General features: G+C 54.0%; 13 protein-coding genes. 6 read left to right on the plus strand and 7 right to left on the minus strand.

Features of this window, described 5'->3' with window-relative positions; genetic code table 11:
* Window positions 1-5: 5 nt before the first annotated feature.
* Complete coding sequence (locus DQM29_RS00290) at window positions 6-500, minus strand: GNAT family N-acetyltransferase (protein WP_197708839.1); 495 nt, start codon at window positions 498-500, stop codon at window positions 6-8.
* Between the two features lie 211 nt (window positions 501-711).
* Window positions 712-3834 (minus strand): multidrug efflux RND transporter permease AcrD, encoded by a 3123-nt coding sequence (gene acrD / locus DQM29_RS00295; protein ID WP_111738775.1) that lies wholly within the window; start codon window positions 3832-3834, stop codon window positions 712-714.
* Between the two features lie 413 nt (window positions 3835-4247).
* Between acrD and DQM29_RS00300 the strand changes: the two genes are divergently transcribed.
* Entirely contained in the window at window positions 4248-5339 is a 1092-nt protein-coding gene (locus DQM29_RS00300) for a GGDEF domain-containing protein (RefSeq protein WP_145960316.1), read from the plus strand.
* An 8-nt stretch (window positions 5340-5347) separates the two neighbouring features.
* On the opposite strand, the gene mltB is transcribed toward DQM29_RS00300, so the two are convergent.
* The 5 genes from mltB to DQM29_RS00320 form a co-directional block, all read right to left on the minus strand.
* Window positions 5348-6445, minus strand: coding sequence for a lytic murein transglycosylase B (gene mltB, locus DQM29_RS00305; RefSeq protein WP_111738777.1), 1098 nt, complete (start codon window positions 6443-6445; stop codon window positions 5348-5350).
* 153 nt (window positions 6446-6598) lie between these two features.
* On the minus strand, window positions 6599-7462 hold the full coding sequence (locus DQM29_RS00310) for an amidohydrolase (RefSeq protein WP_332102931.1): 864 nt from the start codon (window positions 7460-7462) through the stop codon (window positions 6599-6601).
* Window positions 7443-7871, minus strand: coding sequence for a zinc-binding metallopeptidase family protein (locus DQM29_RS18595; protein ID WP_332102932.1), 429 nt, complete (start codon window positions 7869-7871; stop codon window positions 7443-7445). The genes DQM29_RS00310 and DQM29_RS18595 overlap by 20 nt, the downstream gene beginning before the upstream one ends.
* A 111-nt stretch (window positions 7872-7982) precedes the next feature.
* A complete protein-coding gene (locus DQM29_RS00315) occupies window positions 7983-8657 on the minus strand; it encodes a glutathione S-transferase family protein (RefSeq protein WP_170126462.1) in 675 nt (224 codons plus the stop codon).
* Between the two features lie 86 nt (window positions 8658-8743).
* On the minus strand, window positions 8744-9514 hold the full coding sequence (locus tag DQM29_RS00320; RefSeq protein WP_111738779.1) for an IclR family transcriptional regulator: 771 nt from the start codon (window positions 9512-9514) through the stop codon (window positions 8744-8746).
* 362 nt (window positions 9515-9876) lie between these two features.
* On the opposite strand from DQM29_RS00320, the gene DQM29_RS00325 reads away from it, so the two are divergent.
* Genes DQM29_RS00325 through DQM29_RS00345 form a run of 5 tightly spaced genes read left to right on the plus strand, consistent with a single transcriptional unit; the run spans window position 9877 to window position 14929 of the window.
* Complete coding sequence (locus DQM29_RS00325) at window positions 9877-10899, plus strand: 2-dehydro-3-deoxygalactonokinase (protein WP_111738780.1); 1023 nt, start codon at window positions 9877-9879, stop codon at window positions 10897-10899.
* Window positions 10900-10912: 13 nt separating this feature from the next.
* Entirely contained in the window at window positions 10913-11536 is a 624-nt protein-coding gene (locus DQM29_RS00330; RefSeq protein WP_111738781.1) for a 2-dehydro-3-deoxy-6-phosphogalactonate aldolase, read from the plus strand.
* A 53-nt stretch (window positions 11537-11589) separates the two neighbouring features.
* Window positions 11590-13026, plus strand: coding sequence for an N-acyl-D-amino-acid deacylase family protein (locus tag DQM29_RS00335; protein WP_111738782.1), 1437 nt, complete (start codon window positions 11590-11592; stop codon window positions 13024-13026).
* A 33-nt stretch (window positions 13027-13059) separates the two neighbouring features.
* The gene (locus DQM29_RS00340; RefSeq protein ID WP_111738783.1) at window positions 13060-13452 is read left to right on the plus strand and encodes a RidA family protein; all 393 of its coding nucleotides are present in this window, start codon (window positions 13060-13062) and stop codon (window positions 13450-13452) included.
* A gap of 34 nt (window positions 13453-13486) precedes the next feature.
* Window positions 13487-14929: a sodium:solute symporter family protein gene (locus DQM29_RS00345; protein WP_111738784.1), complete on the plus strand. Its 1443-nt coding sequence runs from the start codon at window positions 13487-13489 to the stop codon at window positions 14927-14929.
* The last annotated feature ends 56 nt before the right edge of the window (window positions 14930-14985 follow it).

Below are 14985 nucleotides of genomic sequence, written 5' to 3' on the forward strand. Positions count from 1 at the left end.
GTGTACTACCGATGCATGTAGCATGCACCCTCGCCGTAGGCCTTCAGCTTTTCTCGCAGCTGGGGCGTTTCGCCAACGGGGACATAGCCTTGATTTTGCCAGTAGTTTTTAGCACTCGCTAAAGATACTAGGCTGGTGTGGTTAAGCCCCTGCTGGGTAGCGCTTTGGCGAGCGGTACTAAACAGCGCTCTGCCAACGCCGAGGCGCTGTGCGTCAGGTGATATTGCGCAGTCGTGAACAAACCAGCTGTCTGCGGATTCGGGCAGTGCGCTGAGGGTACCGTCCAGCGCAGGAGGAAATTCACGCGGCCAAGGATAAGAAATCAGATAGCCAAGCAGTGTATCGCTGTTCGCCGCAACCCAGCAGCTGTCGGCTGACAGAGACAGGCGATTTTCGAAAAAGGCGGCACTCTCTAAAATATCGGAAGGATAAACGGCAGCCTGTATGTGCAGAACGTTTTCTATATCGTTCTCGCCCATTGGGCGGATGTGGTACAGCACGGGAAAAAACCTTTTAAATTAACGGATCAAGTGCAACGCTTTTTGGCAGTATACCTGAAGTTGAACGCAGAGGCTAAAGCGGAAGGGAGAAACGGCCTAGCGGCAGGCTGTGCGCTGCTAGGCTTTATGCCCTGACCACGTTTACAGTGGAGTCAGGCCGTTGTTCGTTGTCGGAAGCTGCGCAGGCAGGCACTGATAGCGCCTGCCTAGCCTATTGCGCTGCCTTAACGAGTGGCTTACTTGGAAAGCGCTTGCGAACTAATACAAAGAACAGCGGAACAAAGAAAATTGCCAAGAAGGTGGCGGTAAGCATGCCGCCCAAAACGCCGGTGCCGACAGCGTGCTGGCTGCCGGAGCCCGCGCCGTTGCTGATGGCCATTGGCAGAACGCCGAAGATAAACGCCATTGACGTCATCAGGATCGGGCGAAGGCGATAGCGGCAGGCCTCTAGTGTGGCCGTCATCAGGTCTTTTCCTGCCCGATTGAGGTCGTTGGCGAATTCGACAATCAGAATGGCGTTCTTCGCCGACAGGCCGATAACCGTCAAAATGCCGACTTGGAAGTAAACGTCGTTTTCCAAACCTCGCAGCCACGTTGCCGCAACAGCACCCAAGATGCCGAGAGGAACCACCAGCATAACCGAGAACGGAATAGACCAGCTCTCATACAGCGCCGCAAGGCAAAGGAACACCACTAGCAGAGAGACCGCGTACAGCATTGGAGCCTGTGAACCGGAGAGCCGCTCCTGATAGGACATGGCCGTCCAGTCTAACCCAATGCCGTCCGGCAGATCGGCCACCAGCTTTTCCATGGTGTCCATTGCGGTTCCGTTACTGATGCCGGGGGACGCTTCGCCAAGAATTTCTACTGAGGAGTTGCCGTTGTAGCGCTCTAGCCGAGGAGAGCCAAATACCCATCGGGTTGAGGCGAACTCGGAAAACGGCACCATGTCTCCGCTGGTGTTGTTAACGTACCAGCGGTTAATGTCCTGCGGCTGCATGCGGTAGGGAGCTGCGCTCTGGACATAGACCTTTTTGACACGCCCGCGGTCAAGGAAGTCGTTGACATAGGTAGATCCCCAGGCTGTTTTGAGCGTGCTGTTAATATCGTCGATTCTTACACTCAGCGCCTGTGCCTTGCGCTGATCAACATCCACCTGAAGCTCAGGGCTGTCGTCTAGCCCGTTGTGCCGCACGCGCGTTAAACCAGGCTCTTTAGCTGCGGCATCTAGCAGCGTATCGCGAGCCTGCATGAGCGTTTCATGCCCGAGCCCAGCGAAGTCCTGAAGCGCAAGGCTGAAGCCTGATGAGCTGCCCAAGCCGGATATTGATGGTGGGCTGCTGGCAAACACGCGAGCTTCCGAGATTCTGCTGAAGGTTCGGGTGGCGCGTTCAATAATAGAGAACGAGCTGTCTTCCGTTGCGGTGCGCTCTTTCCAGTCTTTGAGGCGAACAAACAGCCGGGCAACGTTCTGGCCGTTTCCTCCGGGGCCTGAGCCCACAATGGCGAAGGCTGAAAGCACGTTTTTCTTCTCGTCTTCCAGCAGGTATTTTTCTACTTTTTCCACCACTTTCAGTGTCTGTTGCTGGGTGGAACCCACCGGAAGCTGGACTTGAACCATAAAGACGCCGCGGTCTTCAAGGGGAAGAAACGAAGTCGGCAGCTTCATGAACAGCCACCCCAGCCCGCCGATGATGAGTACATAAACCAGAATAGAGCGCCCGCCGTGGTGAATAACGTCAGCAACGCCTCGCTCATAGCCGTGGGCGCTTCTGTCAAAGGTGCGGTTAAACCAGCCAAAGAAGCCTCGGCGAGTGTGAATCTGGCCGCTGGGGATTGGCTTAAGCATGGTGGCACACAGTGCCGGGGTTAGGATCAGGGCAACCAGAACCGAGAGCACCATGGCGGAGACAATGGTAATTGAGAACTGGCGATAGATAGCGCCGGTAGTTCCGCCTAAAAAGGCCATGGGAACAAATACGGCGGACAGCACCATCGCGATGCCCACTAGTGCGCCTTGGATTTGCCCCATCGACTTACGGGTCGCCTCCCTAGGCGATAGCCCTTCGATAGCCATGACGCGCTCTACGTTTTCTACCACCACGATGGCGTCGTCTACCAGCAGGCCTATGGCCAGCACCATAGCAAACATGGTGAGTGTGTTGACGCTAAAGCCGAAGAGGTACAGCACTGAGAACGTGCCCAGCAGCACGACGGGAACGGCGATGGTCGGGATCAGCGTAGCGCGGAAGTTCTGCAGGAACAGGTACATCACTAAGAAGACCAGCAGTATGGCTTCAAATAGCGTTTTCACTACGTCCTTGATAGAGGCTTCAACGAACGGAGTTGTTTCATAAGCATATTCTGCTTTCAGACCGTGAGGGAAATAGTGTGACAGCTCGGCAATTTTGTCTTTTACCAGACGGTCAGTGGCCAGTTCGTTTGCACCGGACGCCAGTTTAATACTCATGCCGGAGGCGGGCATACCGTTATAGCGGCTGAGATAGTCATACTTTTCGGCACCCAGCTCAACGGTTGCAACATCGCCTAGGGTGACCAGTGAACCGTCCTGATTGACTCGCAGAGTAATGGCGCGAAACTGCTCCGGCGTTTGCAGCTGAGCCTGTGCGTTCATGGTGGCGTTAAGCGTTTGCCCTTCAACTGACGGCGTGCCGCCGACCTGACCTACGGCAATTTGCTTGTTTTGCGAGGATATCGCGTCAATAACGTTTTGGGTCGTGAGTTTGTAGTTGTTTAGCCGATTAGGATCAAGCCAGATGCGCATAGCGTACTGGGAGCCGAAGGCGTCCACGCTGCCGACTCCGTTGATACGACTGATGGGATCCTGCAGGTTACTGGCGACATAGTCAGAGATGTCCTGACGCGTCATGCTGTGGTCTGTAGAGACGAAGGCCACTGTCATCAGCGAGCTGTCACCGGACTTTGAAACCGTCACGCCCTGTTGCTGTACGTCCTGCGGCAGCTTTCGGGTGGCGCTTTGCAGCTTGTTTTGCACCTGCTGCATGGCTTCGTTGGGGTCGGTTCCGGCGGTAAAGGTTAAGGTTATCGATGCGCTGCCGGTGTTGCTGCTCTGGGACGACATGTACATCAGATTGTCCAGACCGGTCATGCTCTGTTCGATAATTTGGGTAACGGTATTTTCCAGCGTTTGGGCTGAAGCACCCGGATAGCTGGCGGATATTCTCACTGTCGGCGGTGCAAGGTTGGGGTACTGTTCTACTGGCAGCGAGTTAAGAGCCAGCAGCCCGGAAAGGCTGAGAATAATGGCGATTACCCAGGCAAAGATGGGGCGGTCAGTAAAAAAATTAGCCATGGATACAGCCTTTCATCAGGTAGCGCCTTTTTATCGAATGATTTCTTATCGTTAATATATGCGAAGTCGCCCGTCATTTTACTCTGCATAGCGCAAAAAAAGGTGGAGAAATAGTGGAGATACTGTAAAGAAGTGTGGAGTGAGCGAGATGTGTGGGGGATCGACTCTCTTTAGCAACACTTTTGCGCTATGTATCTTATTGGCACGGCAATCATTCCACCTAAATTGCCTTTTTTCAGTGAACTGTGGGTTTATGGATTATTATTAGGCAGAGCCTGTAAACAATATCGATTCGGTATCTGACGTCAGAATGCAATGAATTGGCAGGGCTGTACAGGGAGGTGAAAGCACAGGATGCGGGTTATTTAGCGTCAGCGTTGGCGATTTCTACTCATCTGGTGATAGCGGCATTCATGAAAAAGTATATTTCTGTTCTTTATACCCGGCTGATTAAGCGCGCTATTGTTCACTCTGTGTCGCTAGACCGCATTGAAGATGAGCGGAAGGTAAAGCATGTGGTTTATACCAACATCTTTACTGCCATCGGCGCTTTCGCGTTTGTTCCGGTTCATTTGTATATCGCACAGAGTACGCTAGCGGCGCTGTGTAACGCCGTCTGCGGCTTTCTTGGCATTGTGATTCTGTTAGATTTATGGGCCAGAGGGCGATTAAAGCAGAGCGTGTGGTTTACCGTTATTCTGTCTTCGCTGCTGGTGATTATCGTTTTTTGGGCGCTACAGGGAGAGTACCAAATTAGCGCCTATCTGGTGATCCCCGCCGGGTTTGCTTTTCTTCTACTCGGCGGTAGGCAGGGTATTGCCTACAGCCTCTGCTATTTCTTTGTCATTCTGATCCTCATTCTATCGCATATAGATACATGGCCAGCGTTTAATCAGAACAGCGCCGCCCTGCTTAACCTGTTGGGCGCTATTGTCCTGTCTCTGTTTTGGGGGCATATCGGAGAGTATATTCGCGGCGGCAGCTTTCAGGAGCTGGAGGTCATTGCCGACAGTGATACGCTGACGTCGGCCATTAATCGACGCTCCTTTTTTGCCCATCTGCACGAGTTAAAAAGGCGCGCTGAGGCAGAGGGGATCACTTTTGCCATGATGGTTATCGATATTGACTACTTCAAGTCCGTCAATGACGGCTTTGGTCACGATAGCGGCGATCGGGTGCTGGTTGAAATGGTCAAGCTGATGAAGAGCACAGTGAGAAGTAGCGACATTGTTGGGCGCATTGGGGGCGAGGAGTTTGCCCTGCTGCTGCCCAATCTGACCAAGATAGAGGCCGTTAGCAAGGCCGGCCGCCTGTGTAAGCGTGTTCAGCGGCACGTGTTTACCAGTGTGGATGGCAGCAAGATCCCGCTGACGATAAGTATAGGCGTCACTGTGGTGACGCCTGATAGGGATATATCCGTCGAGGATATTTACCGCTCGGCTGACAGGCAGCTGTATCAGGCGAAAAAGAGCGGCAGAAACCGTATTTCTATTGACGCCCGATAGCGGCGTGGCTACTTCATCCTGCGGCTGACAGAAACCTCTTGCCCCAGCTGCCACACGGCCATTGCGTAGTGGGTGCTGTGGTTATACCGAGTAATAGCGTAAAAGTTAGGCAGCCCGTACCAGTACTGAAAGCTTTTTCCCATATCCAGACGCAGCAGGCTAACTTCTTTATGGCCGTCCAGTGAGCCGGTTGGCTTTAGACCCGCAGAGGAGAGAGCCGACACGGAGTAGCGCGTGCTAAAGCCGTGCTTAAGCATGGGGGCTTCTCCCTGAGCCACAACGGCGACGCGCTCGCCTGACTTCCAGCCGTGCGCTTTGAAATAGTTGGCAACGCTGCCGATGGCGTCAACCGGATCCCACAGGTTAACGTGTCCGTCGCCGTTAAAGTCGATGGCATAGTCTTTAAAGGACGATGGCATAAACTGACCGTAGCCCATGGCGCCAGCGTAAGAACCCTGCAGCGAGAGCGGATCTTTACCCTCGGCGCGCGCCATCATCAGGAAAATTTCCAGCTCTTTGGTGAAATAGGCGGCACGGCGCGGATAGTTAAAAGAGAGCGTTGCCAGCGCGTCGATAATGCGCGTTTTCCCCATCACCCTTCCCCAGCGGGTTTCTACGCCAATGATACCGACGATAATTTCTGGCGGTACGCCGTACTGCTGTTCCGCTCGCTTAAGCGCTGACTCATACTGATTCCAGAACTCAACGCCTTTTTGCACGTTATCGGCAGTGATGAACTTGTTCCGATAGCGGATCCAGGAGCCGTTTGGTACCGGCATGCTTGGTGCCTGTGTTGTGGTGGTTTTTGGCGCGGGAGCCTGTTTTTCCATCAGGTTAAGGACATAGTCCAGACGTTTGGTCTGCGCCAGCACGTCCTGAAGCTGCTGTCGATCGAAACCGTGTGTTTTCACCATATTGTCAACAAAGCGTTCGGCGTGTGGATTGCCGGAAAAGTCGCCGGACAGGGGGTGAATGTTGTGCTCGGGATCCAGCTTGAATCCGCCAGAGTTAGTGTTTTCCAGCTCTTTCTTGGCGCTGAGGTCAGAAGTGCTGCTACAGGCAGTGAGTAAAAGAAATAATGGCAGAAAGAGGTGTAGATAACGCATGTTAAGTCCGTTGGCAGCTGAATAATAAAAAAACAGCCGCTATGGTAAGACATTATGCTGAAGGCTTAAACCGGAATCTTTATTTAGCGTCTTGCGCAGTGCCCTGTCCTGTAGAGCTTTAGAGCGGCGCACGGGTACGCCGCTCTGAGTCGGTTAGGCAATATCAAGAATCGTTTGGACACCTTCGGTAAACAGCGTAAGCCCCGTTGCCAGCGAGGTTTCGTCGATATCAAAGCGGGCGTGGTGGTGCCCGGCGGTTTGTGAGGCGCCGACGATAAAGAAAACGGCTTTGCCGCCGTGCTCCTGCACGCGACGAACCATTAGGGAGACATCTTCACTTCCACCCAAGGAGGCGCTGATGCTCGTTAGTTCTGGATGGCGATTGACGACTTTTTGCATAATCGCAACCATTTCCGCATCGTTGGTAAAATCTAGTGCTTCGCCGGTTTTCTCTATTCTGCTGGCTAGCTGGTGGATCTGTGCCGCACCCAGAGCGCAGCGCTCAACATAGTCCACCAGATAGTGGGTAATGTCAGCCGTTTGTCCTCGCACCTCGACTTCCATTTTCGCCGTAGCCGGGATCACATTGCGCCCCTCGCCGGCATGCAGTGTGCCGACGTTAATGCGAGACATTCCGCCGCTGTGGCGCGGTGCAGCCATAATTTGCCCTGCGGCAAGGCAGGCACCCAAGAGAGCGTTGTGACCCTTTTCCGGATCGGCGCCCGCGTGTGCCGGAAGGCCTTCAAAATAGAGATCGAGCTTGGTCGTACAGAGGAAGTCTTGCGGATCCAGAGCGACTTCGCCTTTTTTCAGGTTACAGCCGAGGTGCATACCGAACAGGTAGTCAACGTCATCAAGTACGCCGCTGTCGCTAATGGGGCGAGCGCCGCGGACTCCTTCTTCCGCAGGCTGAAAAATCAGTTTGAACTTGCCCCGTAGCGCAGCGCGGTTTTGGCACAGCCATGCGGCAACGCCGAGTCCGATGGCGCTATGCCCATCATGGCCGCAGGCGTGCATTAGGCCAGAGCACTGGGAGGCGAAAGCCTTCTGCGCTAGGGCGGTGTTCTCGGTCGTTAGATTCTTGTACCGCAACGCAGTCGATGTCGAAGCGAAAGCCGAACGTGGGGCCGGGAATGCCGGTATCCAGTTCTGCCATGCAGCCGGTTAGCCCGTCCATTTCATCCAGCTGTGCTGGGGAGACGCCTTTTGCCTTGGCGGCCTCAATAGCTTTTGCCACCAGCTGCTCGTCGCGGCCAAGAATGCTCTCTCGGCGCATAATCAGCGGGCCGGGTTTAACGGCAAGGCCCATCTCTCTCAGCGTTTGTATTATCGTTGCCGTGGTGACGAACTCTGTCCAGCCTATTTCAGGATACTGGTGCAGCTGTCTGCGCCATGCGACGAGTCTGTCGGGATTGATTGGCGTCATGGTGGCTCCTTCTTTACTTCCCGCGTTCAGCGGGAGGCGGGGATAAATATGTATGGGTGACTTATCCATAACCTAGCGGTTATTTTAGGCAACGGCTAGGGCAATTTTCTTCTACGCGCCTCGCGCTTCATTTTTCATTCGCTCTGCTGCTTCGGCTTCCTGTTTGCGCACCTGAAGGAAGGCAGGCCTGCTTTGACAACGCTTGATATATTCTTCGTGTGGCGATGAGAGCGCAATGCTTAATCCTTTGGCCCAAGAAAGAACGTGGCTGATAAAAATGTCTGCCAGTGTAAAGGCTTGTCCAACGGGCGTTAGCGTTTCCGGCAGTGCTCGGAGTGCGTGCTCAAATTCTGCGCGGGCAACGGGAACAATGGCGGGGACGCGGAGCGCTTCGGGCAATAGCATCGTATGCTTTAACATTGTCCACAGCGGCTGTTCAAGGTCAGTGATGGCATAGGACAGCCACATATCCGTTTCCGCCCTCGCCTTTTTCTCCGTTGGATACAGCCAGTCGCCGCCGTAGTTTTCAGCCAGATACTTGCATATAGCGACGGATTCAAACAGTTGAACGCTGTTATCGATCAGGGCAGGGACTTTGACCAGAGGATGCGGGCAGTCGCCGTTTTCCGTAAGGCGACTTTTGCTTTTAACGTCGATAAATCGGACATCGTAGTCAAGCCCGAGCTCTTGTGCGGTCCACAGCGCTCGGGTTGAACGGCTGTAGGGGTAGGCATAAATAAGGATGCTGTTTTCCAAGGACGAGTTTTCCAAGGACGAGTTTTCCAAGGGCGTGTTCTCCAAGGCTGGGACTGTATTCCTACTGTGTGCCCAACGGATGAAAAAGTCTACACGCCTCTTTGGATAAAGGTGGCCTAGCCGGGAATGTGCCCCAGACGGCGAGAGATCAGCGAACAGACCTGTTCCAGCTCGTCGTTAACCTCGTCAATTTTTCGCAGCATGCGGTGACTTGGTCCCGCTACGCTGATAGCGCCGATGGCGCTACCGGTATAGTTGAACACCGGGCGGGCGACGCAGGTCAGCCCTTCTTCGTTCTCTTCGTTGTCCAGCGAGTAGCCCTTAAGGCGAATGTCGGCCAGCGTTTCATACAGCGCCACTCTGTCAACGATGGTGCGCTCGGTGAAGCGGGTTAACGGCTCGTTGAGCACGCGATCGATCTCTTCCTGTGGTTGAAAGGCGAGCAGTGCCTTGCCGATACCGGTGCAGAAAGCGGGCAGGCGAGCGCCCAGCTTGGCGTTGGTCTGAATGGAGAGCGTTCCTTCGCTTTTATAGAGATAGACGACGAAGCCGGCGTTATAAACGCCCAGAAAGCAGGTCTCCGACGTTTTGCTGGAGAGCTTTTTCAAATAGGGGATGGCAACCTCAACCAGGTTAACGTTCATTAACCCTTTCATGCCCAGTTCAAGGCTTTTCAGATCGAGAATATAGCGTTCGGTGATGGCGTCTAGCGTGACGTACTGACGCTCTTTAAGGGTTTCCAGTATGCGAAAGGCGGTAGTTTTAGGAATGTCAGTCTGCTTGACCAGCTCCGCCAGAGAGATCCCGTCAGAGTGGTTACTGATTTCCTCTAAAATGGTTAACACCTTATCGATGTTAGAGGAATTCATACTTTCGTTTTTCGACATTGCCGTTTCCCCGAATTAATCACTTTCCCATTGCATCTACAATATTGTACCTACAATTTTTTCGCTGGCAAAACGCGCGGTTACGCAGCGTGAGCGTGTAAGCCTTTTTATTCTATCACCGATATTTTCTGACGCTAAACGGCCTTTGCTGCCGGATTTTTACTCACTCTGCCGTTAAGGCGTCGTACTTGTGTTGTGATGCGCCTCACGATTCTATCAAAAATGGAACGACATTCCAATGAATTCGATCTAGCCTATAAAAACGGAATGACATTCCATTTTATGGGTTTCTGAGTTTAGACTTTAGGCTGTGTCCCGCCACCGCGGACAGTGGCGGGACACAGCCTCATTAAGGAAACAGCATGCTTATTGTAACCATTGACTCCGGCACGACGAATACGAGAGTCAGAGTGTGGAAAAACGGCGAGGTGATTGCCTGTGCGAACGAATCCGTTGGCGTAAGGGATACGGCTAAAACGGGCAGCAGCGACACGCTGGTGAAGGGGATTCGAAAGACGCTGGATAGCGCTTTGGCCGCCGTTGACGAGCAGGACAAACGAGCACTTACGCTGGTTGCATCGGGAATGATTACCTCTGACGTCGGGCTTTGTCAGCTGCCCCACCTGAAGGCGCCCGTTTCTCTCGACACGTTGGCGAAAGGCACCGTGGCGCGCGTGATTCCAGAAATCAGTCCAGAGCCTATTTGGTTTATTCCCGGTGTTAAAAACGCCGTTGATAGCGTCAGTTTGGAAAACTGCGACGCCATGGACGTGATGCGCGGGGAAGAGGTTGAAACCTTCGGCCTGCTGGCCTCTCAGAGCGTTCGTGGCCCTGCGCTGTTAGTTCTGCCCGGTTCTCACTCCAAGTTTGTGCGTATTGATGAGCAGCAGCGCATTGTCGGCTGCGCCACCACCATGGCCGGTGAGCTGCTGGACGTTCTGAGCCATCAGACGATTCTGGCCGGTTCTTTAGGCCATCAGTTTGCCGATGAGATTGACGAAGAATACCTGCTGAAAGGGGCTGATGCCTGTCGGAACGTCGGTATAGCGCGCAGCTGCTTTTCCGTTCGCATTCTCGATCTCTTTACCTCTGCGTCAGTGAACCAGCGCGCCAATTTCCTACTGGGAGCGGTGCTTTATTCCGACCTGCTGGCGATGAAAAACAGTCAGGCTTTGGCGCTGACGCCGTCAACTACCGTGGTTATTAGCGGCAAGGCGATCGTGAAAGAGGCGCTAGCGCGGCTTATTGCCCGCGATGCGTTCTTTCTCGGTGAGCCTGTTTTGATTAACGAAGATCCGCTCCGGCCTCTGTCAGGGCTAGGGGCGATTTCGGTGATGGACGTCATCGCCAATATCGACACCGCCGCCGCGTCGGCGCAGCGCTAAGGAGACAACAGAAATGAGCAAGACAGTAAAAATGCCGCTGGTCGCCATCCTGAGGGGCATTACCCCTAGCGAGGTGGAAGCCCATATTTCTCAACTGATTGAGGCCGGGTTTGACGCTATTGAAATCCCGCTGAACTCGCCGGACTGGGAAACCAGCATTGGACTGGCGGTTGAACGCTTTGGTGCGAAGGCGGTGATTGGCGCGGGTACGGTACTTAATGTTGCGAAGGTCGACAGGCTGGCTGAGCTGGGCTGCCAGCTGATTGTGACCCCTAATACCAATCCGGACGTCATCCGTCGGGCGGTGGATTACGGCATGGTGGTGCTGCCCGGATGCGCGACGGCAACCGAGGCGTTTAACGCCATCGATGCGGGGGCAGAGAGCATCAAGCTGTTCCCGTCCAGCGCCTTTGGCCCGGCTTACATTAGTGCTCTGAAGTCAGTGCTGCCGAAACACGTGAAGGTCTTCGCCGTTGGCGGCGTGACTCCAGACACCCTGTCGGACTATTTAGACGCGGGCTGTGCTGGAGCGGGACTCGGTGGCGATCTTTATAAAGCAGGACAAACGCCAGAAAAAACCAGAGAGAAGGCAGATGCGTTTATCAACGCCTATCGGCAGGCCGTTGCGCGGAACTAAGGCACCTATTTTTAGGCTACTTGTTAGCCGACTTGTACTTATGAGGAACAGCTATGCAGTATGACTATCTGTTTAAAAATGCGACCGTTATCGACGGCTCCGGCGGTGCGGGATACGTTGCTGACGTGGCGGTCAAAGGAGATCGCATCGTTCGTATTGCCCCTTCCATCAGCGATGGGGCAGATGCGGTTATCGACTGTACCGGCCTGGTGCTGTCGCCCGGCTTTATCGACGTGCATACCCACGACGATCTGATCGTGGTTAAGTACCCTGACTATGTAGAAAAAACCTCTCAGGGCGTGACCAGTCTCATCGTCGGCAACTGCGGTATCAGTGCGGCCTGTGCGGTGATGAAGGACGAAGTGCCGGATCCTATCAACCTGCTGGGCGAGCTTGACGAGTTTAGCTACCCGGACGTGGCTAGCTATCGGGAAAAGATTGCGGAAGTTATGCCATCGGTGAACGTCGGCACGCTGATTGGCCACACGACGTTGCGCAATAACTGTGTGGAAACGCTGCTTGAGCCAGCCAATGAGGCTAACGTTGCCGAGATGCGTAAAACCCTGAAGCTGGCGCTGGAACAGGGGGCGCTCGGCCTGAGTACCGGTCTTTCTTACGGTAACGCCATCAACTCATCCACGGAAGAGATCTGCGCGCTGTCCGAACTGCTGGCTGAGTTCGGCGGCCTTTATACCACCCATATGCGTACCGAGTACGACGGCATTATTGACGCCATGCACGAGGCGTTCGCCATTGGTCGCCATGCCAAAGTGCCGGTGCAAATTTCTCACCACAAGTGTGCGGGCGCTAAAAACTGGGGTCGTACGGTAGAAACCCTAGCGTTGATTGAGAAGTATCAAAAGATGCAGGAGATCAACTGCGATTGCTACCCGTACCGCGCTGGGTCGTCCAACCTCGATGTCAGTCAGGTCACTGAGGATTACGACATTCTGATCACCTGGTCGACGCCGCACCCGGAAATGGCCGGTAAAACCCTGCAAGAGATAGGTCAGGCATGGGGCGTGGACGTTCACGCCGCGGCGGCGAAGCTGCTGCCCGCCGGAGCCATCTATTTCCAGATGCATGAAGACGACGTCAGGCGAGTGCTTAAGCACCCAAGCTCGATGATCGGCTCTGACGGCCTGCCCTGCGATCCGAACCCGCACCCAAGACTCTGGGGCACCTTCCCGCGCGTGCTTGGCTATTACAGCCGCGACGAGAAGCTGTTCCCACTGGCTACTGCTGTTTACAAGATGACCGGTATGTCAGCCGCGCGCTTCTCTCTTAAAGAGCGGGGGCTGATTAAAGAGAACTACTTTGCCGACATCGTGATCTTCGATGCAGAGCGCGTCAACGAGGCGGGCACTTTCCAAAATCCGAAACAGAAGGCCGAAGGCATTGAGTATGTCTTCGTCAACGGAACCTTAACCTATCGCGATAAGCAGATGACGGGCCATCGCGCTGGCAGGTTTTTAACCAAGAATTCTTAATCAAAGATAACGATGTAAAAAACGGAGAACAACATGATTAAAAGATACGGCGTAGAGGGCGGCAAGGGTACAGGCGGACAGGCTCTTCCCTTCGCCAAAGCAGTGGCTGCTGACGGCTGGCTGTACGTTTCCGGCCAAACGCCAATGGTTGACGGCGAAATCATCGACGGCGGCATCGTCGCTCAGTCAACTCAGGCGATTCAGAACTGCCTAGACATTATGACTGAGGCGGGATTTGGCAAAGAGGACATTGTCCACATGAAAGTGTTTTTAAGCGATGCCCGCTATTTCCAGTCGTTTAACAAAGTGTTTAAGAGCTTCTTTTCTGAACATCCACCGGCCAGAGTCTGCTGTGTGGCGGATCTGGTGGTTGACTGCATGGTGGAAGTAGATCTCACCTGCTTTAACGCCAAGTTTAAGAGTTAATGTCAGATAACCATCTGATAAAAAAGGATACGTTATGGAACATAATAATTTCCTGGTGTGGTTTTTCCTCTACGCAGGCTGCATGATGCTGGTGGGATGGTATGTGACACGCCACCAGAAAACCGGCGAAGACTTTATTCTGGGCGGTCGTAAGCTGCCAATGCTGCTGACGCTGGGTTCAACGGTCGGTACGATGGTTGGCACTGGCTCTAGTATCGGTGCGGTTAGCTTTGGCTATGCCAACGGCTGGGCGGGCATGCTGTACGGCATCGGCGGCGCAACGGGCATTTTGTTGACCGCGTGGCTGTTCGGCCCCGTCAGAAACATGCGCTTCATGACCATGAGCGAAGAGATTTGCTATTACACCGGCGGCAGCAAGATCGTCAAAAACCTGGTGGCGTTGCTGATTTTCCTGGCCTCTATCGGCTGGCTGGGCGCGCACATTCTGGGTGGTGGTCTGTATCTGGCCTGGGCGGCGGATATTGATATTAACGTGGCTAAGATTATCGTTGCCGTTGGCTTTATTTTCTACGTCGGTATCGGCGGCTATAAGGCGGTATCGTGGATCGATACGCTACAGTCTATCGTGTTATTCCTCGGCTTTATCGTACTGGCGGTGATGTCAGTCAGCTACGTCGGCGGCTGGGACACAGTGGTAGCCAACACCGATCCGAAGGCCTTTACGCTGTTTGGTGTGGGTAAACTCGGTGTAATGCCTGCTATTTCGCTGTCGATTGTTATCGGCATCGGCGTGTTGGCGACGCCCTCCTACCGCCAGCGTATTTACTCTGCGGCGTCTACTAAGGCGATTCGTCAGTCATTCGTGATTACTGGCCTGCTGTACATGGGCTTTTCCTTCCTGCCGGCGATTATCGGTATGGCGACTCACGTGATGAACCCGAACCTTGAGAACCCGAGCTTTGCCTTCCTGTATGCGACCAACTCTCTGCCTTACGTGCTGGCGATGGTTGTACTGATTGCAGGGATGTCCGCTAACATGTCGTCAGGCAGTTCTGATGCTATTGCCGGGGTGTCTATCATTCTGCGCGACATCTACACCATGATCACCGGCAAGATGCCGCCGCCGGAAAAGGCTATCGGTCTGTCTCGCCTCTTCTTGCTGTGCGTTATCGCTCTGGCGCTGGTGTTTGCTCTGACGTCTAACGACATCATCGGCTATATCACCAAGATGATTTCGATGATTATGTCCGGTATGTGTGTGACTGTTTTGCTGGGTAAGTTCTGGCACCGCTTCAACTGGCAGGGCTGCATCGCGGCGCTGTTGGGCGGCAGCATGACTTCACTGTCTGTTATTCTGACGCCTGCCTGGTCGGCTGCGCTGGGTAACCCGGTTGTGCCTGCTCTGGCGGTAAGTCTGGTGGCTGCGGTAGTGGTTACACTGGTTACACCGAAGAATAAGCTGAGCCGTGAAGAAGTACTGAAGATGATCACTGACGAGCGTGAGAATACTAAATAAGGCGGCGGAACGTATTTCGTCTTAATGCCGAGGGGGTTAAACCCCTCGGCGTGCGC

This window comes from Leminorella richardii (assembly GCF_900478135.1).
GTDB classification, from domain to species: Bacteria; Pseudomonadota; Gammaproteobacteria; order Enterobacterales; family Enterobacteriaceae; genus Leminorella; species Leminorella richardii.